Genomic DNA, 24688 nt, shown 5'->3' with positions numbered 1-24688 from the left:
CTTCACCACCCCTTCAGTCCTGTCGAGTCTTGATTTTGGCCAGCTCCTCCGCATATCGCTCAGGGGTGAGATTCGCCCCTGGAGCCGGAACGATCTCATAATGCCTGGGATCCCTGCCGCGCCGAATCACCCGGAGTGTGCTGGGGAAGCTGGACTGGTCGATCTGATGCGGAATGAATCCCTTCGAGGAAACGCTCCCGGAGTTGTCGAACACCGAAACTCCATGAGATTCACGCACGAACCCGGTTTCCGCATCGATCTTGTAGTCGTTGGGCCTCGGATGGAAACTCGGCGATTCCCCGGCCCTGGCGCCCCGGAAACAATCGCCTGGGTTGGTGTTGTGAACGAGTACCGGAGTCTCGCCGGCCAGCACATAGTACGTGTGCAGATCGGCGACCGTCAGGTTGTGGACGCGCTGCCGGGACATGGTCCACGACTTCGTCGTGTCGATCCGTGCCTGGCGTCCGGCCTCGGTCAGCAGTCGTTCACCCGGCTTGAGTTGCTCGGCATCGAGCCAGGCGTTCCTGCCGCCCGCCGCCCAGAAGGGGTGCCTGCCGGTGGCGGTCACCGTGCCGGAGGACCGTGCACCGGGGCCGGTTACGGTGACGCGCACGAGATCCTTCCGGCCGAAGCCGGTGATGGTCGCCTGAACACGCTTCGCCGCGGTGCGGCCGGTCCGCGGGTCCGTGGCGATGACCCGGTCTCCCGTGCGGATGTCCTCGATCCGCTTGGTCCGGTGACCGGCCATCAGGACGCGGGTGCCGGGGACGAAGCTGTTCTTCTCGCACGGCCTGCCCTTCTTCAGGAACTTGAGCTTGAGAGCACTGAGCGCGAGGCCCTTGAGGCACGAGAGCTTCTTCGTCTGGAGACACTGTTCGATCTCCTCCGCGCCCACATACCAGGCGATCAGGCGGTCGAGGTAGGTGCTGCTCGTGCAGCTCATCCCGCCCGCTCCGTCGCCCGCGCAGACCAGCACCACCTGGCCGGGCTTCAGCCCCCCGCTTCCCAGGAGGCTTCTGCGGTACTCGATCAGCCGCTTGTCGAGCGTCTTGCGCATCTCGCTGTCGGACAGGGGCTTGTTCTTCTCCAGAAGTTCGTCCTGGATTTGCTTCTTCATCTCCGAGAGCAGCAGGTCGGCCGCGGACTTCATCGCCTCGGTCGACGCCTTGGCCGCCGCTGTGGCGTCCTTCCCCGCGGCCTGAGCGGAGACGCTCGCCTCGTAGGCGGCGGAGTTGGCTTGCAGGGAGTAGGAGGACGCGATACCCGCGGAGTGCTCGGCCCGCTCCGCGGAGCGGGCCGCCGCCTGCGCGTCCTTGCGGGCGGAGGCCGCGGCGTTGTTGGCCTTCCTGGCGGACTCGGCCGCGCTCTTGGCCGAGTCGGCGGCCTGGTCGGCGGACTTGTCGGCCTGCTTGGCGTAGGTGTCTGCCTTATCGGCGGACTTGCGCGCCTTGTCGGCCCACTTGACGGCCTCTGTGGCCTCGTCGCGGGCGTCCGCGGCGACGCTCTGTGCCTGGGCGGCGTCCTTGTGGGCGAGCGCCGCGGACCGGTCCGCCCCCGCCAGCAGGATGTCGATCTCGGCGATGTGGGCGGCGGCGTTGGCGTCGCGCTGCCGCGCCCGGTAGAGCCCGATGTGCAGGAAGTCGTGCAACTCGGACGGCGGACCCGACAGCGCCGCCTGGGCCGCTGCCTTGGCCTCCGGGCCGCCGGCCGTCATCGCCTGGGAGACCTCGACCCGTTCGTCCTCCTCGCGCGCCTTGTACTGCCCGGTCTCCAGGAACTGGTGCAGGTCGGCGGGGGTGCCGTCCAGAGCCTTGTTGGCCGCGGCCTTCACCCCCGGGCCGCCCGCCGCCATGATCCGGGAGGCCGCGATGCGGTCGTCGTGCTCCTTGCCCGGGTAGGCCCGGGTGCGCAGGAACTCCCGCACCTGGTCGGCCGGCTTGTCCAGCACGGCCAGAGCCGCCGCCTGCTGTGCGGGGTTGTCGCTCGTGGCGGCGATGTGCCCCGCGCTGGCCCGGTCGTCCTGCTCGGTGGCCACCGTCAGCCCCGCACGTACGAACTCGACCACATCCGCGTCGGTCCCCATCAAGGCCTGCTCGGCAGCCTCAACGACCCATGGGCCGCCGCTGGAGGCGAGGTTGACCGCGAGCTGCCGGCCCTTGGCCACCGTGACCTGGGGGTCGGACGCCGCGGTGGCCTCTTCGCGGAGCTTCTGGGTCACGGTGTTGAACTGCTGTACCCGGCCGGCCTGCCACTGGGCAGCGGCGACGCTCGAATCGTGCTCCTTCTTGGCCTCCTCGGCAGCGAGGACGTTCTCCTCCTGCTGCTCGGTCAGCCGCTCGGTGTCGGCCTTGCGGGCCAGTTCGGCCACGGTCCTGGCCTGGCCGGCTGCCGTCTGCGCGTCATTGGCCGCCTCCGTGGCGGCGTCCGCCGCGGCCGTGGATTCCTTGGCCGCGTCGACCGCGTGGCCCGCCTCGTCCGCGGCCTTGTCCGCCGCCTTGGCCGCGGCCTCGGCATGCTTCGCTGCGTCGTTGGCGGCGTTGCGCGACTGCCGCGCGGCCACCGCGGCCTGCCGGGCATTGGTCTGCGCCGCCACGGCCGCACGCGTGGCCTGCCCCGCCAGCCGCTGGGCCCGGGCCGCCGCCGCCTTCGCCTCGGCCTCCTTCGCCCCGGCCTCACCGGCCCAGCGCCCCGCCTCGGCGGCCGACGTGGCCGCCGCGGCCGCATTGGCGCCCGCACTGGCCGCGGCACCCGCCGCCTTCGCCGCGTTGTCCGCGGCAATACCGGCCTGATCAGCGGCGTCCGCCGCCTTCTTCGCCCCCGCGGCCGCATCACGCGCCTTCTGCGCCGCCAGCCGGGCCTCCTTGGCCTTGGACGCATTACCGGCCGCCGCCGCTGCCGCCGACCGAGCCGAAGAGGCCGCGCTCCCGGCCCGCCCGGCGGCATACGCCGCCTGCGCCGCAGCCGTCGCGGCCACCCGTGCCACCCGGTTCGCCGCAGCAGCAGCCGCCACCGCCGTACGCGCCGCCTGCGCCGCCCGGTCGGCCGCAGCAGCCGCCCGCGACGCCGCTGCCGCCGCCTTGTGCGCCGACGACTTGGCCGCCTCGGCCTCCTTCGCCGCGACCTGCGCCGCCTCCTTGGCCCGCTCAGTCGCCTTCTCCGCCTTGGCCGCCTCCTCCTTGGCCTCCTCGGTCAGCTCCTTGGCCTTCTTCTGCGCCCGGTCAGCGAGTGCAGCCAACTGCGCAACCGTCAGCGCCTCCTGGTCCCGCGCGGCGGCGACCTGCCACCCCTCGTCCAGGAACTCCTGCACATCCTCCGGAGAACCGTCGAGAGCCTGCTGCGCGACCTTCTTCACATTCGGGCCACCCGCGGTCATCAACTGGGCGACCTGAACCCGGTTGTCCTCCTCCCGCGCCCGGAACTGCCCGTCATCGATGAACCGGCGCCACTCGTCGGCCGAGCCGTCCAGCGCCTTGCCGGCCGCCTCCTTCACACCCCGCCCGCCGGCGGCCATGATCTGCGACACCTCGACACGCAGATCATCGTCATAGGGCCGAACGAGCCCACCGTTCAGGAACGCCTGCAACTCCTGGACGCCGCCGTCCAGCGCCTTGTTCGCGGCCTCCCGCACGCCCGGCCCGCCCATGGTCATGACCTGCGCCACCTGAACCCGCAGGTCGTCTTCCCTGACCGACGGCAGGTCCTTTTCCATGAACGTGTCGACGTTCTGGTCCGGCCCCAGCAAGACGGCCTCGGCCGCCTTGCGCACCCCGGGACCGCCGGTCTGCCATTGCTGGAGAACGTCGGATCTGTCATACGCCGGAGGCGCCTCATCAGCCGTGGCGGGACGTAAGTCCGCGCCCGCTATCAGCGCCATGGCCAGCAGCGTCGCCACGACGCCGCGCCGGCCGAAGGCGCTCCGTAATCCTGCTACCACAACACTTCTCCTTGTGAGTGAGTGAACGGTTCTCATGGACAGCCGGGCGGTGCGTCTCCCGGCGCGCCTCGGGCGGCACCCCGAAGCGCGCCGGGAGTTCGCGTCACCTTTCGGCGCAGTGCGCATTCCGCCACTGGACGAAGTGATCGGCGCGGTTGGTGATCACGCCGTCGACGCCCCATGCCGTCGCGGTCTGCCACTGGGCCTCGGTGTCGACCGTCCAGACGAACACCTCGACGCCCGCGGCCCGCAGCTTGTCCACGACCGCGGGGCGAGCCGACAGGCCACTGAACTTGACCGCATACGCGCTGAGCGAGAACTGCCGGGCGGTGGCCACGGGGTCGGCGTCCAGGACCGACCGGAGCAACGCCACCTTCGTCCGGTGCGGGGAGGCGGACGCGTCCCGCACCACCTGCTCGTCGAAGGACTGGAGCAGCGTGCGTTCGGTCATCCCCGCCTCGGAGACGAGCCCGAGGGCCCGGCCGACCGCGGCGGACGACTGCGGTCCCTTGATCTCCAGGAGGAGCCGGGCCGGCCTGTCCTTGAGCGAGGCCAGCACCTGCTCCAGCGTCGGGACTTGGCCTCCGCCCTTGACCGTCAGCCGGGATATCTCCTCGGCGGTGAGTTCGTCGACCCGTCCGGTGCCGTCCGTCGTCCGGTCCACGGTCGCGTCGTGCATGATGACCGGCCGGCCGTCCTTGGTGAACTGCACATCGGTCTCGACCCAGTCCGCACCACGATCGGCCGCGGCCTCCAAAGAGGCCAGCGTGTTCTCCGGGGCTATTTCCGGCGCGCCGCGGTGCCCGATGGCATTCATACGCGAGCAGCCGACCAGGACGGCCTCGTCCCAGATGCGGATGTTGTCGATGGTTCCGGCGAAGTGCTCCTGGAAGGCGCCCTGGTAGTGGAGACGGCCGATCTGGAACGCACCACTGGCCCGCCAGGGGGTGGTGAAGTCGGCAGCCGTCTGCGGCTTGCCATTCACGAAGAGCTGAATCTTCTTCGCGGCGCTGTCGTAAACGCCGGTCAGATGGGTCCAGACCCCGGTCTGCGCGGCATCCGTGCTGATGGACCGAGCGATGGTGGTGTCGTCAGTGTCGGCGTTGTGCCGGTTGAAGACCCACTTGTCGTAGTTCTTGGAGTAGTAGAGCTGGAAGCCGCTGGCGCGATTGCCGGCCTGGGAAAGGAGCGTGCGGTTCTTGTCCTTCGCGTCGAGCTTCACCCATGCGGAAACGGCAAACGACTTGGTGGTGTCGATGACCGGCCCGGCGGTCGCCGCATAGGCGGAGGTGCCGTTCAACTTCAGGGCGGTGCCGACCTTGCCCGGTACGCCGAGCTGGCCGCCGCCTCCCGCGAGGGTGGCCACGGGGCCGGCGCCCATACCTCCGCTGACATGCGTCGCCCCCGCACCTTCATCCAGCGGAAACGACGCCAATTCCTGCAAGTGCGCGGGCAATTGGCCGGCAGAGAGCGCCGTGGCATCGGCCTGCGTCACAGCGGACTGCACCGTGCGCACCTCATCGATCGCGCCGGCCGCATTCTCCTTCCAGACGCCGTGCGAGCGCAGCCGGCCGATCTGAAGACCGCCGGCGGCCCGCCAAGCAGGCGCGGCCTGCACCGACTGTTGGAGCCGACCGTTCACGAACAGCGACAGCGAGCGCTTTTCCGCGTCATAGGAACCGGTCAGATGGGTCCACTCATCCGGTTGCGCGGCATCCTTGCTCACGGCACGCACGAGGTCCGGGCCGTCCGTGTCGGCGGAGTGCTGATTGAAGACCCACTTGTCGTAGGTCTTCGAGTAGTAGAGCTGGAAGCCGCTGGCGTGGTTGCCGGCCTGGGAGAGGAACGTCTGGTTCCTTTCCTTGGTGTCGAGCTTGACCCATGCGGATACGGAGAAGGATTCGGTGGTGTCGACGACGGGCCCGGCGGTGGCCGCGTAGGCGGAGGTGCCGTTGAGTTTCAGCGCGGTGCCGACCTTGCCGACCGTCCCCGGCTCGGCTCCACCGACCAGCTCCGCCGTGAACTCCCGCGCCGCACCACCCAGCACCCGCCGCGAACCCGCATCCTCATCCAGGGAAAATGCCGCCTGCTCGGCCACGCCGGCCGACCGGGCGGAGGGGGCCCGCCCTGCCGGTGAAGCCGCGAGCAGCTCGCTCGACGCCATCGCCGGGGTACCGGTGGCCAATAACGTTGTCACCATCAAGGGCAGCACTAATCGACCGTGGAGTGTCATTTCTGATCCTTGTTCATCAAGCGTTGGAGCATGCGGAGAGCGCGTCTCCGTGCTTACGGAAGCCGGGGCCCGGCCCGGCGCGAATCGCCGGTCAAGGCCCCGGTGAGGAATGACTCCGGAGACCGCTAATTCCTGGTCTGGATGCCGTCGTTGAAGATCTCGTCCACGCCGATGGCCCGATCCCAGATGCGGATGTTGTCGATGGTTCCGGCGAAGTGTTCCTGGAAGGTGCCCTGGTAGTGGAGACGGCCGATCTGGAACGCACCACTGGCCCGCCAGGGGGTGGTGAAGTCGGCAGCCGCCTGGGGCTTGCCATTCACAAAGAGCTGGACTTTCTTCGTGGCACCGTCATAAACGCCGGTCAGATGGGTCCACACCCCGGTCTGCGCGACGTCCGTGCTGATGGACCGAGCGATGGCCGTGTCGTCAGTGTCGGCGATGTGCCGGTTGAAGACCCACTTGTCATAGTTCTTGGAGTAGTACAGCTGAAAACCGCTGGCGCGATTACCCGCCTGCGATACGAACGTGCGGTTCTTGTCCTTGGCGTCGAGCTTCACCCATGCGGAAACGGCAAACGACTTGGTGGTGTCGATGACCGGCCCGGCGGTCGCCGCATAAGCGGAGCTGCCATTCAGCTTCAGGGCGGTGCCGACCTTGCCGGATACGCCCAGCTGGGCGCCGCCTCCGGCCACCGTGGCGACGGGGCCGGCACCCATGCCTCCGCTGACGTGCGTCGCCCCCGCACTTTCATCCAGCGGGAAGGACGCCAATTCCTGCAAGTGCGCCGGGAACTGGCCGGCGGAGAGCGCCGTGACATCGGCCTGCGTCACAACGGACTGCACCGTGCGCACCTCATCGATCGCGCCGGCCGCATTCTCCTGCCAGGTGTTCTGCCACCGCAGGCGGCCGATCTGGAGGGCGCCACTCGCCCGCCAGGGGGTGGTGAAGTCGGCAGCCGTCTGGGGCTTGCCATTGACGAAGAGCTGGACCTTCTTCGTGGCACTGTCATAAACACCGGTCAGATGGGTCCAGACGCCGGCCTGGGCAGTGTCCGTGCTGATCGAGCGGGCGATGGTGGTCTCGTCGGTGTCGGCGAGGTGCCGGTTGAAGACCCACTTGTCGTAGTTCTTGGAGTAGTAGAGCTGGAAGCCGCTGGCGCGATTACCCGCCTGCGAGAGGAAGGTCTGGTTCTTGTCCTTGTTGTCGAGCTTGACCCACGCGGAAACGGCAAACGACTTGGTGGTGTCGATGACCGGCCCGGCGGTGGCCGCATAAGCGGAGGTGCCATTCAGCTTCAGCGCCGTGCCGACCTTGCCGACCGTCCCCGGCTCGGCGCCACCGACCAGCTCCGCCGTGAACTCCCGCGCCGCACCACCCAGCACCCGCCGCGCACCCGCATTCTCATCCAGGGGGAAGGCGGCCTTGCCTGCGAAGGCGCTGCTGTTGGCCCATGCCGCGATGTTGTCGATACGTGCCACAGAGGAGCTGTTGCTCTCTCCGGACTGGCCCAGACAGCCCGCGTGACCGGCGAGACTCTGCACCGCCGCTATGCCACCGTTCCCGTCGAGGACCGGCCCTCCGGCATCGCCCTTGCACATCCTGCCGCCGGTCAGCGTCATGGTGGTGTCCGTGGCGCTGCTCCGGGTCACATTGCTGTTGTGCGGACCGTCGGGCAGCCACGCCGTGCCGGTGCGCCCGTATCCGGCCGCGATCAGCGCCGCCCCGTCTCCGGGGGCGCTTCCCGCGATCCGGGCAGGGGCGATGTCGGTCAGCGGAGCGGTCAACCGGGCCAGCAGCACGTCACGGTCGTCGCGCGGCACCACGTAGTTGATCCGCACCGGCGCCTTGCCCGCGAAAGCGGCCGTCGCTTCACGCGGCGGCGCGCCCGCCGACACCGGCTTGGCCGGGTCGTCGGAGAAGCAGCTCGCCGCCGTGAGAACCCAGGTCCGGTCGACGAGGGCACCGCTGCACCCCTTGCCTCCCTGCTGCCCGGGCCGGCCCACGGTCACCCGGGCCAGCCACGGGCGAGCGGAGTCTCCGGTCATCACGGGCGCCTTGCCCTCCCCCACGCTGAGTTCCAGCACGGTGGAGTTGAGGGCGGGGTCGAGCCCCTCGCCCAGCGACTTCCAGGCACCGGGTTCGAGGGCGACTTCCTCGACCTTGCTCTCGTTGGTAGCGGGGTTGTCCGTCCGCACCGTCGCTGTGACGCCTTCCCGGCTGTCGGACTTGGCCAGGTAGGAGCGCTTCATCTCCAGAGCCAGGTACCCCACCGGCCCGGAGACCGCGAAACACGCGTCGCCGCTGGTACGGCTGTTGACCCGGACCAGATCGCTGCCACCGGAGGCGCAGTCGACGAGCGTGATGTGGCCGTCGCCTGAGACGAGCTTCAAGCCCTTCTCCGCGAGCAGCTTGTCCCGGTCGGGGTAAGCGAAATCCTCCACCAGGGAATCCGATCCATCACCGGGCGCCGCCGACGACACCCCGGCCATGGGGCCTGTGCCCCAGGCGGCCACCGCGGTCAGCGCGGCCAGTGTCACTGACATCGGCCGCCCCCGCACACCACGCCACCCCATACGAACTCCCCCCATACACATGAATGTCAAAGACCAGCCATGCGGAACGCCGATGCGATCAGAGATGTCGGTCGACTCGGTGCGCGTCGCCGCAGATCGGGGCGCGCGGTTCCGTGGTCATGCCCCGCGGAGATGATCCCGGCATGGTCAGGTCAATCCATCTTCACCTGATCATCACAATCTTCACAGACATCCCACGGCCAATTTCTGGCACAGATGACCGAAACCGTCACATCGGGTCCGAGGCGAGTGAGAGCACCTCATGGGGGACGCCCCCAGGAGGTGCTCCACTTGGACCTTGGCGGCCGACGGGCCCGTGGGCGTCAGGCCACGGCGGGTGTGTTGTTCACCATCGCAGTCGCAGAAATCCCGGGTTGACACAGTCGGCACAGGTGGCCGGGTCTGGAATCCGGCAGCCCCGTGCGCGGACCGGTATGGACGGCGCCGGTCCCGCCCCCACGCCCCTTGCCGGTACCTGGGCCGTTGCGCTCCCGGTGCGCTGGTGCCGGGCGATGGAACAGGGGCGGGAGGCAACAGGCGCGGGGCGCCTGCACGTTGTCCCGCGCGCCGGGCGGCGGGCGCCGGGCGGCGGCCCGGGGGGTGCCTCCCGCGTACCTTTCTCGGACGGCACCCCGCGAGCGGGCCGGTTCAGGTGGTGAAGTCGGCCCGGTGGTCCTCGGCCCACGCCGTGAAGGTGCGTGCCGGGTGGCCGGTGACGTTCTGCACCGTCGCGGTGATCTCGGGTTCGGAACCGACCATCGCGGCGAAGGACTTCAGCACGCCCCGTGCCACCTGCTGCGGCAGGTGCGCCGAGAGGGCGGCCTCCGCCTCCGCCGCGGGCATTTCGACGTAGCGGAGGTGCAGGCCGAGCACCTTCCCGAGGGTGGCGACCTGCCCCGCGGTCGTCGTCGCCTCGGGCCCGGTGAGCCGGTGAACGGCGCCGTGGTGACCGGTGTCGAGCAGGGCCCGCTCGGCCACCGCGGCGATATCGTCCTCGTGGATCGGCGCGGATGCCGCGGCCGCGAAGGGCCCGCGCACGGTGTCGCCCACGCGGATCTGCGGGGCCCACTGGAGGGCGTTGGCGGAGAAGACGGTGGGGCGCAGGAAGGTCCATTCCAGACCACTGGCACGGACCAGTTGCTCGGCTGCCGTGTGCGCTGTGTAGATCGGGTTGGTCTCATCGGCGCCTTCCTCGATGATGCCCGAGGAGAGCAGGACGACGTTCCGTACGCCGGCGGCCCTGGCCCGGTCGAGGACGGTGGCGATGCCGTCGCCCGTGGCCTGCACGTGGAGGAAGAGCTTCGATGCCCCCTCGAACAGCCCGTCCGACGTGAGCGGCAACACCTCCACTCCTGAGGGGAGCGCGGCACGCTCCGGATCACGGCTCACCGCCCGTACCGGCTGCCCGGCGGCGACGAGTCGCCCGACCAGGGAGCGGCCGATGTTCCCGGTGGCACCAGTGATGACGATCATGAGGTTCTCCTTGCCTTCCGGCTCTCCGGCTCGGCCGTCCGCGGGCTGATCGCCCCGCGGACGGCCGGACACACCGGCGGTCGGGGTGGTCAGTTGCCGTTCTCCGGCACACCGGAGCCCGGCGCCGGGCGCGAGAGCAGGACCGCGCCCCCGATGAGGGCCAGAGCGACGATCTCGATGACCGCCTGCACCGGCAGACCGGCGACGTACATGCCCGGCTTGTCGAACTGCGGGTCGAAGTAGGCGGCACCCGGATAGAAGATGGCCGCCGCCTGGCTGACCCAGTACAGGCCGGCGAGGACGACCGCGGCACGCAGGTTGGAACCGGCGTCGCCCCGGCGGCGCCAGACGAAGTACAACGTGGCCAGGGCGAGGAGGGTCCCCATGGCCATCGTCTGACCGTTGTGGAACTTGGCGTGTGCGGGCCAGAGCGGATTCAGTACGTGCGTTTCGTTCCAGTCGGCGATATAGGGCGAAACACCGGTGAAGACGGCGACCAGCGAGAGCATCGCCTTGCCGGTCATCGTTCGCGAAGCTGCGGCGGACCCGGCGGGCACTCCGCCGGAAACAGGGGTGGGAGAGAGGGAGTTGCGCATCGGAAGCGGCCTTTCGTCTCGTTCGGGGCAGCTGGGTACGGCCGGCCTGGGAAGTCCTGGAGGGCCGGCACGCCCGACCGGCTCGGGAAGAGGTCGGGAGCGGGGGCAGAGGTCGGGGGCAGAGGACGGGAGCGGGGCAGAGGACGGCGCGGTGTCAGGCCGCGGCGGCGTCGGAGATCGGCGGCCGGCCCGTCGCGTAGGCATAGGAGGCGGTGATGACCTGCTTGGCCACCTCCAGTTCGGTCCGGTCACGCGGGGCGTAGAGCATCACGACGTTGATGCCGAGGTCGTAGAGCGGGTGCTTCTCTCCCCAGCCGGAGGCCAGGAAGGCGGCATGGTCGGCCGGGTCCAGCGCCAGATGGAGACTGCCGTCGGCGTGCACATGCGTGAATTCCTCGTCGCCGTGCGGCGGCATCAGCACCGCACCCGGGGCGGGCGGCGTGCCGTCGAGGAACAGCGCGCGGGAGCTGGGGGCGGACACCTTGCTGCGACCCCAGGCGGTGCCGGGCAGTGCGGCGTCCATCCACCGCAGCAGCCCCTGCCTGACCTCGGCCGGACTGGTCTGGCTCAACTGCAGGTGCGGGACTTCGGGGCCCGTCCGGGGCCGCTCGCCTTCACGGGGCGGGAGTGCCGGGAATGTCATGGTGGTGCCTCTTTCATCGTCATGGGACAGCCCGCCTCAACAGAGGCGGCCTGGCTCCGTGCGACCCCCGGGGAACCGGGGCCGCTGTTCACACCACCAGGCTAGTTTCCTCGGTATAGTGGTTTCCCATGGGAAAGTACCCTGGTCGCGATCGTGAGCCAGGAGGGAGAGGAGCAGTCATGACCGATGCGGTGGAGCAGGCGTGCCCGATCAACCCGGTGATCGACCTGGTGTTCAGCCGCTGGACGACACCGATCCTGTGGGTCCTCGAACACCACGGCCGGCTGCGCTTCAACGAGTTGCAGCGGCACCTGCCGACCATCACCCCCAAAGTCCTCACCCAGCGCCTGCGCCAGCTCGAACGTGACGGCCTGGTCGTCCGCACGTACCACGCCGAGATCCCCCCGCGGGTCGAATACGAGATCAGCGACCTGGGCCGCACCCTGACACCGCTCTTCAGCGCCATCACCGACTGGTCCGCTGCCCACCTCCCCGCGGTCTCCGCCGCCCGGCACGCCTACGACGCGGCCCGCGAGGAAGAGGAGAGCTGGGCCCAAGGCTGACCGGACGACCGGTGCAGGGGCGTCCCGGGCATTCGACGGAGATTCGACGGGAGAGCTGCGCCCACTCGCTCCACCTGACAGCCCCAGGTCATTGACCTGGGGCTCAGTCGTTGTTGTCAGTCCTTGTTGTCAGTCGTTGTTGTCAGTCGTTGTTGTCAGTCCTTGTTGTCAGTCCTTGTTGTCAGTCGTTGTTGTCAGTCCTTGTTGTCAGTCGTTGTTGTCTGACCGGTCCTGCGAACTTGCTCCGCAGGACAGCGAGTTCACCTGAGCACTGCGCAGCCGGCCGAGGTGCCGCCGCACGCCGTCGGGCAGGTCGGGCAGGTCGGGCAGGTCGGGCAGGTCGGACGTAGAACTGCACTCGCGGGGAGCTGGATGTCGGATTTTGACCATCAGACGTCGTGGACGGACCCGGGCACACGCCAGTACTCGCCCTAGCTTTGAGCTTGTCGCTCGGCGAGCACAACGCGGCCGGCGACGGAATCCGGAAAGGACGTGTGATGAGCTCCGTGGAGCGCACCCAACTGACCTATGCCTTCGATGCCTACTGCGGCTGGTGCTACGGCTTCGGCCCGGCCCTGCATGCATTCGCCGCTGCCAACGCCGACCGGATGGACCTGCGTGTGGTGTCCGGCGGGCTGTTCACCGGTCCGCGCGCCCTGCCGGTGGCGGCCTACCCCCACATTCCCGCTGCCAACGCCCGTATCACCGAGCTGACCGGTGTCACCTTCGGTCCTGGCTACGAACAGGTGCTCGCCGAGGGCACTGCGGTCATGGACTCGACCGACGCGGCCACGGGCCTGGCCGCACTGCGCAGCCAGCCGGGCGCGCAGGCTCTGGACGCGGCCGCCGCCATGCAACGCGCCTGGTACCTCGACGGCCGCAGCCTCTCCGACGTGCGGGTGTACCGGGACATCGCTGCCGGGCTGGGGCTGGATGCCGAGGCGGTGGCCGCCGCGTACGGCTCGGGTGCCGCCCGCGCCCAGGCCGAGGCGGACTTCCTCGAAGTGCGCCGGCTGGGCGTCGAGGGTTACCCGACGCTGCTGCTGCACACCGCGCACGGGGCCGATCGCCTGGGCGGACCTGTCGCCTCGGCCGAGGCCCTTACGCGTGCCCTGGACCAACGCCTCGCCGCCGCGGCCGCCTGAACCACTCCTCCCCTCGACCCGTTCGCAGTCTCCTCTCTTGAAAGCAGGACTTCCATGTCCGCATTGACCTACACCGTGCACACCGCCGGCGGCCCCGGCCTGCACAAGTCATCCGTACTGATCACCGGTGAACGCGAGGCCCTGCTGGTGGACGGCCAGTTCACGCGCGCGGAGCAGCACCGGGTCCTGGCGGACCTCATCGACAGCGGCAAGGATCTGACCACGGTCGTGGTCACCACCTCCGACCCGGACTACTACTTCGGCCTCGAAGTGATCCGCCAGGCGTTCCCCCAGGCCCGAATCGTCGCCACGGCCACCACCGTCGAGCGGATCACGGCAAGCTGGGAGTCCAAGCTGCGCACCTGGGCGCATCTCGGCAAGAACCTCCCGACCGAGATAGTCATCCCCGAGGTGCTGGAAGAGGACCACGTCAGCATCGAGGGACACCGCTTCGAACTCCGCGGCGGACACCCGGACCTGGTCTGGCGCACCGAGTACCTGTGGCAGCCCGAGGACCGGGCGGTCGTCGGCGGTGTCCTGCTCTTCTCCGGCCTGCATGTGTGGACCGCGGACACCGGCACGGCACGCGAGCGCGCCGCCTGGGCCGAGGCGCTGACCGAGATGGAGAGGCTGAACCCGCGCTACGTCGTCGCCGGCCACCGCTCCGCGGAATCCGCCACCGACGCCTCCGTGATCGCCTTCACCCGTGCCTACCTGGCCGAGTTCGAGGATGAGCTGGCGAAGAGCGCGGACGATGCCGAGGCGTTGCAGGCCGCGATGCGAAGTCACCATCCGGACCTGGGTCTTCTGGTGGCGTTGGAGCTGGGCTCCAAGGTCGCCACCGGCGAGATGGCCTGGGGCTGACCGTGCGGACAGGCATCCGTGTCCTCCCCCGGCGGGAGAACGGCACGGCTTCCGGCGGCGGCACCGTCGCCGCCGGAAGGCACCCGGCCCGGCGGGAGAAGATCGCATGGGCCGCGGCCGCCGTGGAGTTCGCCCTCACCGGGGCGGCGCTGTTCGTCGTGGTCACAGCCGTCCGGTGGACGATGGCTTCCCCCCTCAGCCGGACGCTGCCCCACGTGCACCTCCAACTCGCGGTAGTGGCCGTGCTCGTCGGAGCTGTGCTCTCACTGACGCTCGCCTCCCGGTGGGGCCGTTTCTCCGGCGGGCACCTCAACCCGGCCGTCACCCTCGGCCTGTGGTTGGCGGGCGCTTTCCCGGGCCGCGATGTCCTGCCGTACGCCGCGGCCCAGCTCGGCGGATCACTGGCCGGCACCGGTCTGGCGCGGCTCGTGTGGGGCCCGGTCGTCGGCGGCCGGCTGGCGTACGCCGCCGTCCGGCCCGGCCCGGGCTGGACGGCCGCCGCGGTGTTCACTGCCGAGGCCACGGCCACGGCCGCGATCACCGCGGTGGCCCTCTTCCTCCTGTCACGCCCTCTGTTGACGAAGTGGATCCCGCTGGCCGTCCCCGCCGCCGTGGCCACGGTCATCGTCGTCCTCGGCACCCTCACCGGTGGATCGGCCAACCCCGCCCGCCAGTTCGGCCCGGCCATCTGGGCGGGCCGGCCCGCATACCTGTGGGCCTATCTGCTGGCGCCCCTCGCCGGGGCCGCCCTCACCGCCCTGGTCGTGCCCCGCCGCGCCCTTGGGCGTCGGCGGCGTTGACACGCCCGGCAGCGCGCTCTGATCACGGCGGGCGCCGGCCGCTCCCGAATCCTCGGGCCCGGCCTCGAAGGCGTCTGTCAGCCGGGCGCGAGTCCTCGCGCACCTCCGGATTCCTTGCCTCTTTCCGCTGCCGGCCACTCCCCCGACCACGGCGGCATGCCGCAAACTAGGAGGTGGCCAGGAGTCCAGCCGGATGCATTGGCGACTGATGATGGTGAATAAACGACACGGCGACCCCCGCGAGATCGCCGACATCGCCTTCGTGGCGCCCGTCGGCACGCCCACCGGAATCGAGGTCCTGTCCCTGGCGGAGCTGCGGAAGCGAGCCCCCGTCCGGATGGGTAAGGCCGGTCTCACGACGCCCCAGCGTCCGGCCTTTCATCATCTGCTCACCGTCACCAGCGGCTCCCTGTGGCACACCGTCGACTTCACCGGCTACGCCCTCAAGCCCGGTTCCTGGCTGTGGGTACGCCCTGGCCAGGTGCAGCAATGGGGCGACCTGCAAGAGGCCGAAGGCACACTGATCCTTTTCGAGCGCGACTTCCTGGACCCCGGCACCGTGACCGCCGCGGCCGTGGACGACCGGCACGCCCCGGCCCTCCAGGTCCCCGACGTGGAGGACCGGCACGCCCTGGACACGGCCACCGCCCATCTGGCACTTGAGTTCCAGGCCCTGCGCCGGCTCCCTCTCGAAGCTCATGTGGCGGTGCTGCGCCATCTGCTGGCAGTTCTCGTCCTGCGCCTCGCCCACCTCACCGCCCCGGTCGGCAGCCCGGCCCCCGAACCCGGTGAGACCTATCTCCGCTTCCGGGACGCGGTCGAACGCGACTTCACCCGCACCCGCCGCCTGGAGGACTACGCCCAGGCCCTCGGCTACTCGCCCCGCACCCTCTCCCGGGCCACGCTGACCGCCGCGGGCATCGGCGCGAAGGAATTCATCGACCGACGCGTGATCCTGGAGGCCAGGCGCCTGCTGGCACACGGCGACCAGTCGGCCTCACGCATCGCCGCCCAACTCGGCTTCTCCAGCGCCACGAACTTCAGCAAGTACTTTCACCAGCGCGCCGGCCAGTCCCCGATCGCCTTCCGTACCGCCGTGCGCGGACACGCCACCTCGGGTGGCCACGAAGACGGTGTGTGACTGTGAACGGGCGCCGGGCGCGCCGTCGTGCGGTGCGGCGGGTGCGGCCCGGCCTCGGAGCGCGGGTAAGAACCTCCGCCGCAGACGCCTCGGCGGACGGGCCCTGCCGGGGGTGCCCAGTTCGAACCAGACGAGCTTCCCAGCGGGGGTGCGCAGGATGCCCCAGCGGGTCGAGAGCTGCTCGACCAGGTGCAGTCCTCGGCCGTGTTCCTCGTCGGTGCGAGCGGGCGGGCGGGCTGCGGGCGGGGTGGCGGGGCAGCCGTCGGCGATGTCGCAGCGCAGTGTGCGGCCATCGACGGAGTGGGACATCCGCAGCCGGATGGGGCCCCAGGCATGCTGGAGTGCGTTGGTCACCAGCTCGCTCACCAGGAGTTCAGCGGTGTCGGCATGCTCGTGCAGCCCCCATCGGGCCAGCTCGGCCCGGATGATCCGGCGGGCCTGGGGCACGGCGCGTACATGGGGGTCGAGCAGCTGGGAGACCACCTTGCCGCGCGTCGTCCGCAGGTACCCGGACAGCCGAGTGACCCCTGCGGCGGTGGCCGCCGCCAGCCGCCCCAGCAGACGGCACAGCGGGAGCAGTACGCCGTCACGTGCGGCATCACGGAGTGCGCGAACGACGGTGCTCATGGCGATGTGGTCCGGGCGAACGGAATCCGCTGCGGCGGAAGCCTGGTATCGAGGGGGCTGAGGCTGCCGTACGAGAGCCCTTTCCTGAGGCACGGCCCCGGAGAACGCATACGGTGTCACCCCTGTGCCCGCCGCCGGCGGTCGGGTCGTGCCCGGGACCGGCTCTGGTTCGGGGAACATCTGTCTTCCCTCGCTTCTCGGTGGGGCAGCGGGCGGCCGGGCGAGTCCGGAGGTCACACGGGCTCCGCTGGTGTCCCCGGGAGGGCTGTGGCGTGCGCACAGAATCCCGGGTCATGACGTCCACCCCACCTCTCCTGTCCGCTCCATCGGTGGTGACGGTGAGCTGATGTAAATCAGCCTGCGCCGGCACCGAACGGGTGTCGTTAGGGGAACCCCCCAGTACGCCCCCCAAACAGGGCACGGTGCGGCGGTGGGCGAGGCTACGGGTGCCGGGGCGAGGAATCCGGGGACGGGCCGGTGTCCGCGTACCAAACCCGTCTGCCAGGGCTGATTGCGTGCGGCAAGCGTGGGCTACTCAGCGTGGTGGCTCTTCCCCTGACCCGCGTCAATGCGCTCATCGTGCGAGGTCACCGCCGCGAGCTGCTGAAGCTGCCGCGCCAGACGGCCCACGGAGCCGGTTTGCCCGGCGAGCTGGTCCAGGGCCCCGGCCGGGAGCGCACCGCCGGCCATGGCCTGCACGGCGTCAGTGATGCGGCCGAGCCCCTGTTCCACCTGCTCCAGGCGGATCTTCAGCAGGATGTTGTCGACCCTTGAGGTCAGCAGGAGGTGATCCAGGGGCTTGGGCAGATAGTCCTCGGCGCCCATTTCGAGGCAGCGGACGACACTGTCCAGATCGCCGACGGCCGACATCATGATCACGGGTGTCCGGCTGAGCTGCTGATCGTGCTTCATCACTTCAAGCGTCGCGTAGCCGTCCATCCCCGGCATGAGGATGTCGAGCAGCACCACATCGAAGTCGCTCTCCCGCAGCATCTGGAGAGCTTCGAGCCCGTTCTCGGATGTCGCCGTCTCCAGCCCGGCCATTTCCAGGCGGTAGGTGAGCATCATGCGGTTCGTGCGGTCGTCGTCCACGACCAGCACGCGCCCTTTTCTGCCGGTTCCGTCCGTCACGGCGTTGCTATCCGCCACAGCGTTACCCGTCATGGTCAAGCTCCGCTCTCTGTGCGACCAGCCCGTCTCTCGCCGCGCGGTATTCGGCTTCGATGCGGGACACCAGCGGTGCCGCTTCGCTCAGGTCCCCGGTGGCTCCGAGGTCCTCCGCGTCCTGGCACGGCTGAACGAGCCGCGGGAATCCAAAGGTGTGTGCATGGGACTTGAGCGTGTGAGCTGCCCGGCGCAGTTCGCTTCCGTCCCCCTCGTCGAGGCTGCGGCGAAGACTCTCGATCAGTTGGGGGGAGTCCTCCAGGAAGGCATCGACGAGTTGACCGACGAATTCCTCGCCGAAGGAGCCGACCAGGCGTTGGAATGCGGGGGTGTCGAGGACGGGCGGCGCGGTCTCCTCCGGGCCGGATGCGGGCGCTGCCGCCTCCGGGCTCCGTGCGGGCTGCGCGGCCTCCGGGCCCGGCTCGGGCGGACCGTGTGGCACACGGTCGAGCGCCTCGGCGAGATCGGCGCTGTGCAGGGGCTTGCTCAGGTAGTCGTCCATCCCGGCGGCGAGGCAGGCGTCGCGGTCCTCGCTCATCGCGTTCGCGGTGAGGGCGATGATGTACGGGCGTTCCGCGGCGGACACGGACCGGTGGATCCGCCGGGAGGCGTCCAGGCCGTCCATCACCGGCATCTGCACATCCATCAGGATCACGTCGTAGGGCGTGCGCCGCAGCGATTCCAGCGCTTCGGCTCCGTTGCCGACCGTATCCACTGTGTGGCCGATCTTCCGGAGCATCCGGACGATCAGCTGCTGGTTCACCAGGTTGTCCTCGGCCAGGAGGATGCGCAGGGGCGCGGGGCGGCTCTCCGCTGCCTCCGGCCGCTGTGCCGCGCGGGGCGTTTCTATGGGGGGTGCGGTGCCGAGCAGAGTGCGGCAGAGGTCCGCATAGAGTTCGGCGGCCCGGATGGGTTTGGTGTGGTACCCGGAGAACTCGGCCAGGCTCCTCTGGGACGTCAGGGGGCGGCCCACCGAGGTCAGCAGGAACAACGGCAGTTCGTCCCGGCTCCGGTGGTGGCGGATCTCTTCCGCGAGCATGACGCCGTCCATGTCCGGCATCTGCATATCCAGAATTCCGATGTCGAACGGATCGCCCTGCCGGACCCATTCGAGGGCTTCCTGCGGGGATCCGGTGGCTCGCACCACCATCCCCCAGGAGCTCGCCTGGTGGGTGAGGATCATCCGGTTCGTGGCTTTGTCGTCCACGACCAGCAGGTGTTTTCCCCGGAGGTCGACACGGGGGACCACATGGCTCGTACGCATGGCTTCGGGAACTTTTCGCGCTTCCACGGTGAAGTGGAAAGTCGACCCCACTCCCAGTTCGCTCTCGACCCACATCGTGCCGCCCATGAGCGTGGCCAGCCGCTTGCTGATGGCCAGCCCGAGTCCCGTGCCACCGAAACGCCGGGTGGTGGAGGCGTCGAGCTGTTCGAAGGGCCGGAACAGCTGGTCCAGGCGGTCCGCGGCCATTCCGATCCCGGTGTCGCTCACGGAGAAGTGGAGCCGGATGGCGTCCTCCGCGTCCTTCGCGCCGGCGTGGACCGTTTCCGGCGGCTCCCCGGAGGTATCCGGTTCCGAGTCGGCCAGACCGACCCTGAGGACGACCTCGCCGGTTTCGGTGAATTTCACGGCGTTATTGAGCAGATTGATGACGATCTGGCGCAGCCGGTCGATATCCCCGATAATTTCTTCCGGCACTTCTGGATCAATGATGTACGCCAGATCGAGATCTTGTTTCTCCGCCGCCATCGGAGAAACGAAGTCGAAGGCTGATTCCACGCACTGGCGAAGCTCCAGCGGCTGGAGTCTGAGATCGAATTTTCCGGCCTCGAACTTCGAGAAGTCAAGGATATCGTTGATGATGGTGAGCAGGCTGTTACCGCTGTTCTGGATGATATGCGCGAATTCGGTCTGCTCGGCGTTGAGCGGGGTGTCGAGCAGGATCTCGGTCATGCCGATCACCGCGTTCATCGGCGTGCGGATCTCATGGCTCATGGTGGCGAGAAACGCGCTCTTGGCCTGGGTGGCGACTTCTGCCGCCTCCTTGGACGCCTGGAGCTCCGCGGCGGCGCGGGACCGTTCCAGTACCCGCCCGAGCTGGGTGCTCACGTCGAGCATCAGCCGCAGCAAGGCGTCATCCGGCTCCATGGCCTCCGGGGTCAGAAAATCGAGGACCGCCGCGACATCCCGTCCGATGATGACCGGGAGGGCGATGCGGCCGGTCACCCCGCTCTCCGCGACCACGGGCGACGGCTTGCCGGGCCCGGAGGAGTCCGCGGTGATGTCACGCACCCAGGCGGGGCGGCCGGTCGCGCGCACGGTGGCGGGGAGGCCCTCCGGCTCGTACAGCCCGGCTGCTGCGGCGAGGTCGTCCAGCGGCACCCGCAGGTTCCGTTCATCGACGTGCCAGATGGGCACCACGGTGAGCTCCGCGTCCGGGGCGGGCCGGCCGGTGCGGGAGCCGGACGCGGGCTCGACGAGGTAGACGTGGCCGACCGGCCACCCCATGTGCCGGCACACCAGGTCCAGGACCGTCCGCATCGCGTCCTCCCAGGTCTCCGCCTCGTTGGCGGCGGACGCCACATGCTGGAGCAGGCTGAGGGATTCGGTCTTCTGATGCAGCTCCGAGGTGCGCTGGCGGACCTCCTCCTCAACGGCGGAGTAGCTCTCCTGGAGCCGTGCGGCCATGACGTTGAAGGCGGTGGCCATCGCGCCGACCTCGTCGTGACTCCGTACCGTCGCGCGCCGCGTGAGGTCGCCCGCGGCCAGGGCCTGCGCGGCGTGCACCACGGCCGCCAGATTGCCGGTGATACGCCGGGAGAGCAGCGCGGCCGCCACGATGATCGCGGCGAGGACCGCGGCAATGCCGGCCAGGACCCGCAGGTTGCGGTCGTGGAAGTTGTCCAGGCGGGCGTTCAGCATCCGGTCTTCCTGGTCGAACAGGGCTTTCCACAGGTTCGCGTTCGCCCGGATGGCGCCGCCGGCCCGGGCCGCCCAGGCCGCCCGCGGGATATCGCTCCGGTCGCCGTTCGTGAACTGCCGGTTCACGGTGCCGGTCACCTCGCGAACCGAGGAGGTCGCCTTGGCCAGCAGGGGCTGGATCGCGGGGCGGAGTCCGGTGTGGGAGGTGGACTCGAAAGCCCGGTTCAGATCGCTGTTGAGCTGAAGGAGGTTCTGGTTGAGCCCCGTGCTGTCGTAAGCGATACGGACCCGGTCGCTGTCGGACGTGCCGCCCTGCGCCAGGATCGCGTCTCCCGTGCCCGCCACCTGGTAGAGCTGGTTCATCATCTGCGGCTCGCGGAGCAGCAGGCCGGCCATCGTGTAGTACGTGTCGAGGTCGGGGTCGAGAATCAGCTTCGAGGTGTCGCCGACGTAGGAACCGAGCGCCAGCAGCTTCCCGATGAGCCGGTTGTACCGCGCTTCGTCGGCGCGGGCGCCGGACGGAGCCGAGGACAGCTGCGCCCAGTCGTGGCGCAGAGCCGCGGGCGCCAGCGGGGCCTTCCCCTTGGCGGCGAGGTCGGAGACGGTCGTGCGCAGCGGCTCCCGCAGCCGTCGGTCCACCTTCGTGAGCGCCGTGAAGCCGTCGTTGACGGCATGGTCGGCTGCCGCGATCCGGCTCCTCGGTACGGGCTCTCCGGTGCTCTGGCGGTGCAGCAACGCGCGGCGATCGGAGAGGTCCTGCATCAATGCGCTCACGGGACGCAGGTACTGAACGCCACTCAGCTCGGTACGAGCAAATTCGATCTTGCTGTTCTGCTGGTCGACCAGGTAGAACGTGGCCAGCCCGAGCGGGAGCATGAGGGCGATGCAGATGGCCAGCAGCTTGTGCCAGATCCGGGGCACGAAGCGCATTCCGCGGCTGCTGCGCGACCCGCTCCGCGGTGCGTCCGGGGCTCCGGGCGGCTTCGCATCGGGCGCGGCGGACATGAGTCACTCCGGCTCTTCTGTGACGTCGGTCTGCTCGGACAGCCCGCTGAGCTGGCGCCGGCTGGTGACGCCGACCTTCCGGTAGACATTGGAAAGATGCGCCTCCACGGTCTTGGCCGTGACGAACAGCTGCTGGGCGATCTCCCGGTTGGTGCCTCCGGCGACGGCGAGGTCGTAGACCCGGTGCTCACTCGGCGTCAGCGAATCCAGACCGGTGACCGCATGGCGCCGCGGGCGGATCCCGGCCGCATGCAACTCGTCCTGGATCTGCTGGACGAGTGGGGCCGCGCTCCGGGCCTCGGCGATGTCCAGGGCGTCGCTGAGCGAGGTCCGCGCCTGGTTGCGTACTCCGTGCCGGCGCAGCGCCGCCCCGTAGTCCGCCAGCGCCTTGGCGTATTCCAGGCGGGCCGGGGATCCCTTCAGCCGGGTGACGGCCTCGCGCAGCAGGCCGACGTCCGCGTCGCCCTCGCTCAGGGTGCCGGCGATGCGCAGAGCGCGGCCGAGGGCTCGGGGCGCGCTCCAGTAGCGGGCCAGCTTCAGTTCCGCGTCGGCCAGGGCCCTGGCCTCTTCGTCCCGGCCGAGCAGATGCAGACACAGCGCGGCTTCCGACCGCCAGGGGACGAGGGCGGGATTGTCCCCGCCGGCCGCGCTGAACGACTGGCCCGCGGCGAGCGCGGCGTGGAATGCCTCCGTGGTGCGGCCCAGGAGGCGCAGCAGATGGGACCGGCTGTACAGCACGTAGTACATCAGGCCGGTGAGCGGCGCGGGATCGGGAACTCCGGTCCACTCCAGGGTGGCCTGCGCACGGGACAGCGCGCCCTGCTCTATCTGCACCTCGGCCTGGACGGGGCCGAGGACCAGCCGGTGCAGCCCTGGCGCGGACGTTTCGACGGCCTGCATCGCGTCCGCGGCGTCCGCGGCGGCCTCTTCGAGATTGCCCCGGTACAGCCACGCCATCGCGCGATAGGTCAGCGCCCCGGTCAGGTCGTTGACCGAGCCCTGCCGGTGCGCCTGCTCGACCGCCGCGTCCAGACTGGCCAGGACCTCTTTGCGGTCGGCGCTGATCAGGGCCAGCCAGCCGAAGGACAGCGAGGACTGTCCGTCGGACGGCCGGGCCGGTGTGTCCTCGTGGAGTGCGCGCTGTGCCCGTACGACCGCGCGCGGGTCGCCGATGACGGCGTCATGGCCGGCGATGACGCAGTCCAGGTACCGGCCGCCCATGCTCTCGCTCGGTTTGGGGGAGCGCAGTTCCGCGACGCGGCTGAGGATGTCCTGACGCAGATCCGGCCGGCCGGGTTCGTAGAGCGGAATCGAGAGGATGCAGGCGTTCAGCTGGTAGAGCAGTTCGGTGTCCTCGGGCGCTGTACGGGCCAGGGCCTGTTGCCAGACCGCCAGGGCCTCTTCAGAGCGCCGGAGCGCGAGCAGCGCGTCGCCGAGGGCCAGGGCGATTTCCACGCTGCGCCGTGAGGGCCCGGCCAGTTCGTGTGCCTCGCTGAGGTACTGAACGGCCGCCGCGCTGTCCACCCGCCGCATGGCGTTGCCGAGATCGAAGAGCAGGTCCAGCCGGTCGCCGGGCGGCGGAGGCTCAGCCAGAGCGCGGCGCAGATACGTCGCCGCGGTCTCCGGCGAGCCGCGGGCCAGGGCGCTCCGCGCCGCCGACCACAGCGTGGTCACGGTCGCGGCGTCACCGGAGGGCAGGGTGTGCAGCAGGTGCAGGGCGACTTTCTCGATCTCGGCCTGGGAGTCCCGGAGCAGGCGCGCGGCGGTCTTGTGGGCGCGGTGGGAGTCGGCCGGTGCGATCTCCTCGTACACGGCGGCCCGCACCAGCGGATGCACAAACCCCATCCGGGGCTTCATCTCGTCCGAGGGGACGGTGTAGAGGATCCGGGCGTGCTCAAGGCTCTTCGCGGCCTGCATCGCATCGTCCCGGTCAAGCCCCGCCAGCTCCGCCGCATGGCTCAGGTCCGCACCGTCCCCGAGCACCGCGAGGGCCCGAGCCAGTGGGGCACAGCCCTGGGGGAGGCGCCGCATCCACATCGCCACTCGCCGGGCGATGGCACGCGGGCCCAGGGCGTAGACCTGCGGGATGTGCGCCGCGGTGGGCTCGACGTGCTCGGTGGTGAGTGCCTCGGTGAGCTCCTTGAGCAGGAGCGGGTTCCCGCCGGTCGCGGACCAGCAGGCGGCGAGGAAGTCCTCGTCCTCCGGTTCGGGTGACCCGGATTTCGCGAATTCACTGATGATGAGCGAGGCCGATGCCTCGGCGCTCAATTTGGACGGATAAACGATCACCGAGGGCGGTGCGGTGACGATCTGGTCGACAGTGGTCGACTGGCCATATTCTCCAAATTGCCGCAGCGTGCCCACCACACAGGTCGGGATGTCCTCAAGCCGCGGCATGAGATAACTGAGAAATTTCAGCGAATCGCTGTCCGCCCAGTGCATATCGTCGACCGTAAGGGCCAGCGGCTGCTTTTCGCAGATATCTGCGGTCAGCCAGTACAGCCCATGGAGGACGGAGAAATCGCCGCCCAGGGAATGCTCGGGTACGACTTTCTTGAGCACGATCGCCGCCTGGCCTGCGGTTCCGGACAGAATGCGCTGCCGCTCTTCCGCTGCCATCCGTGCGAGAAGCGGTTCGAAAAGCTGCCGCACGACGCCGAAGGGGAAGTCGCTCTCAAGTTCCGATCCTCGCGCGGAGGCCACCTGGAAACCGGTGGAAACAGCGAGCCGCTTGGCCTCGGCCAGCAGACTGGTTTTTCCGATTCCGGGCGCACCCTCGATCATCACGGCTTCTCCATGGCCGCCAAGGGTCGCATCCATAGCTGCCCGCAAGGCCTTGAGCTCGCCGCTTCGTTCGTACAGCCCGCCCATGTGCGGCATACATTCCAGTATGCGCGATAGCCCCCTCGGGCGGCCTATCCTGGAGCGCCCTCGGAGCCCGTGGGATCCCGGCATCCATGGAGCCATGCCCCGTCCCGGCGGGCCGGCCACGGCCCCCACAGAC

At 69.5% G+C, this 24688-nt stretch carries 14 protein-coding genes and 1 pseudogene; 5 read left to right on the top strand and 10 right to left on the bottom strand.

Annotated elements, in window-relative coordinates:
• Window positions 1–13 precede the first annotated feature (13 nt).
• The 6 genes from ACZ4XD_RS31395 to ACZ4XD_RS31370 form a co-directional block, all read right to left on the bottom strand.
• Window positions 14–3934 carry a polymorphic toxin-type HINT domain-containing protein gene (locus ACZ4XD_RS31395; RefSeq protein WP_468047662.1) on the bottom strand — a complete coding sequence of 1307 codons (3921 nt, stop codon included), beginning with the start codon at window positions 3932–3934 and terminating at the stop codon, window positions 14–16.
• 103 nt (window positions 3935–4037) lie between these two features.
• Window positions 4038–6167 (bottom strand): LamG-like jellyroll fold domain-containing protein, encoded by a 2130-nt coding sequence (locus ACZ4XD_RS31390; RefSeq protein ID WP_468047660.1) that lies wholly within the window; start codon window positions 6165–6167, stop codon window positions 4038–4040.
• 125 nt (window positions 6168–6292) lie between these two features.
• Entirely contained in the window at window positions 6293–8710 is a 2418-nt protein-coding gene (locus ACZ4XD_RS31385) for a LamG-like jellyroll fold domain-containing protein (protein ID WP_468047658.1), read from the bottom strand.
• A 678-nt stretch (window positions 8711–9388) separates the two neighbouring features.
• A complete protein-coding gene (locus tag ACZ4XD_RS31380) occupies window positions 9389–10213 on the bottom strand; it encodes an SDR family oxidoreductase (RefSeq protein WP_468047656.1) in 825 nt (274 codons plus the stop codon).
• An 89-nt stretch (window positions 10214–10302) separates the two neighbouring features.
• Entirely contained in the window at window positions 10303–10737 is a 435-nt protein-coding gene (locus ACZ4XD_RS31375) for a DUF6640 family protein (RefSeq protein WP_468047654.1), read from the bottom strand.
• Between the two features lie 226 nt (window positions 10738–10963).
• A complete protein-coding gene (locus tag ACZ4XD_RS31370) occupies window positions 10964–11452 on the bottom strand; it encodes a luciferase domain-containing protein (protein ID WP_468047652.1) in 489 nt (162 codons plus the stop codon).
• A 179-nt stretch (window positions 11453–11631) separates the two neighbouring features.
• On the opposite strand from ACZ4XD_RS31370, the gene ACZ4XD_RS31365 reads away from it, so the two are divergent.
• The 5 genes from ACZ4XD_RS31365 to ACZ4XD_RS31345 all read left to right on the top strand — a co-directional run bounded on the left by ACZ4XD_RS31365 (window position 11632) and on the right by ACZ4XD_RS31345 (window position 15965).
• Window positions 11632–12015 (top strand): winged helix-turn-helix transcriptional regulator, encoded by a 384-nt coding sequence (locus ACZ4XD_RS31365; RefSeq protein WP_042159080.1) that lies wholly within the window; start codon window positions 11632–11634, stop codon window positions 12013–12015.
• A 497-nt stretch (window positions 12016–12512) separates the two neighbouring features.
• Window positions 12513–13160 (top strand): DsbA family protein, encoded by a 648-nt coding sequence (locus ACZ4XD_RS31360; protein ID WP_468047650.1) that lies wholly within the window; start codon window positions 12513–12515, stop codon window positions 13158–13160.
• Window positions 13161–13214: 54 nt separating this feature from the next.
• Window positions 13215–14024, top strand: a complete 810-nt coding sequence (locus tag ACZ4XD_RS31355) for an MBL fold metallo-hydrolase (RefSeq protein ID WP_468047648.1) — start codon at window positions 13215–13217, stop codon at window positions 14022–14024.
• 2 nt (window positions 14025–14026) lie between these two features.
• Window positions 14027–14824, top strand: a complete 798-nt coding sequence (locus tag ACZ4XD_RS31350) for an aquaporin (protein ID WP_468047646.1) — start codon at window positions 14027–14029, stop codon at window positions 14822–14824.
• Window positions 14825–15032: 208 nt separating this feature from the next.
• Window positions 15033–15965, top strand: coding sequence for a helix-turn-helix transcriptional regulator (locus ACZ4XD_RS31345; protein WP_468047688.1), 933 nt, complete (start codon window positions 15033–15035; stop codon window positions 15963–15965).
• 135 nt (window positions 15966–16100) lie between these two features.
• Here the strand turns inward: ACZ4XD_RS31345 and ACZ4XD_RS31340 are convergent.
• The 4 genes and pseudogenes from ACZ4XD_RS31340 to ACZ4XD_RS31325 all read right to left on the bottom strand — a co-directional run.
• Window positions 16101–16592: pseudogene (locus tag ACZ4XD_RS31340) on the bottom strand (ATP-binding protein); the annotation flags it as partial.
• A gap of 531 nt (window positions 16593–17123) precedes the next feature.
• The gene (locus ACZ4XD_RS31335) at window positions 17124–17756 is read right to left on the bottom strand and encodes a response regulator (protein WP_468047644.1); all 633 of its coding nucleotides are present in this window, start codon (window positions 17754–17756) and stop codon (window positions 17124–17126) included.
• The gene (locus tag ACZ4XD_RS31330; protein ID WP_468047641.1) at window positions 17746–21609 is read right to left on the bottom strand and encodes a response regulator; all 3864 of its coding nucleotides are present in this window, start codon (window positions 21607–21609) and stop codon (window positions 17746–17748) included. Before ACZ4XD_RS31330 ends, ACZ4XD_RS31335 begins: the two co-directional genes overlap by 11 nt.
• A gap of 78 nt (window positions 21610–21687) precedes the next feature.
• The gene (locus ACZ4XD_RS31325; protein ID WP_468047686.1) at window positions 21688–24504 is read right to left on the bottom strand and encodes a helix-turn-helix transcriptional regulator; all 2817 of its coding nucleotides are present in this window, start codon (window positions 24502–24504) and stop codon (window positions 21688–21690) included.
• Window positions 24505–24688 lie beyond the last annotated feature (184 nt).

This window comes from Streptomyces sp. NPDC029466 (assembly GCF_055574515.1).
Note: the sequence above shows the minus strand (reverse complement) of the source record. Positions and strands in the feature narration are given on the sequence as shown.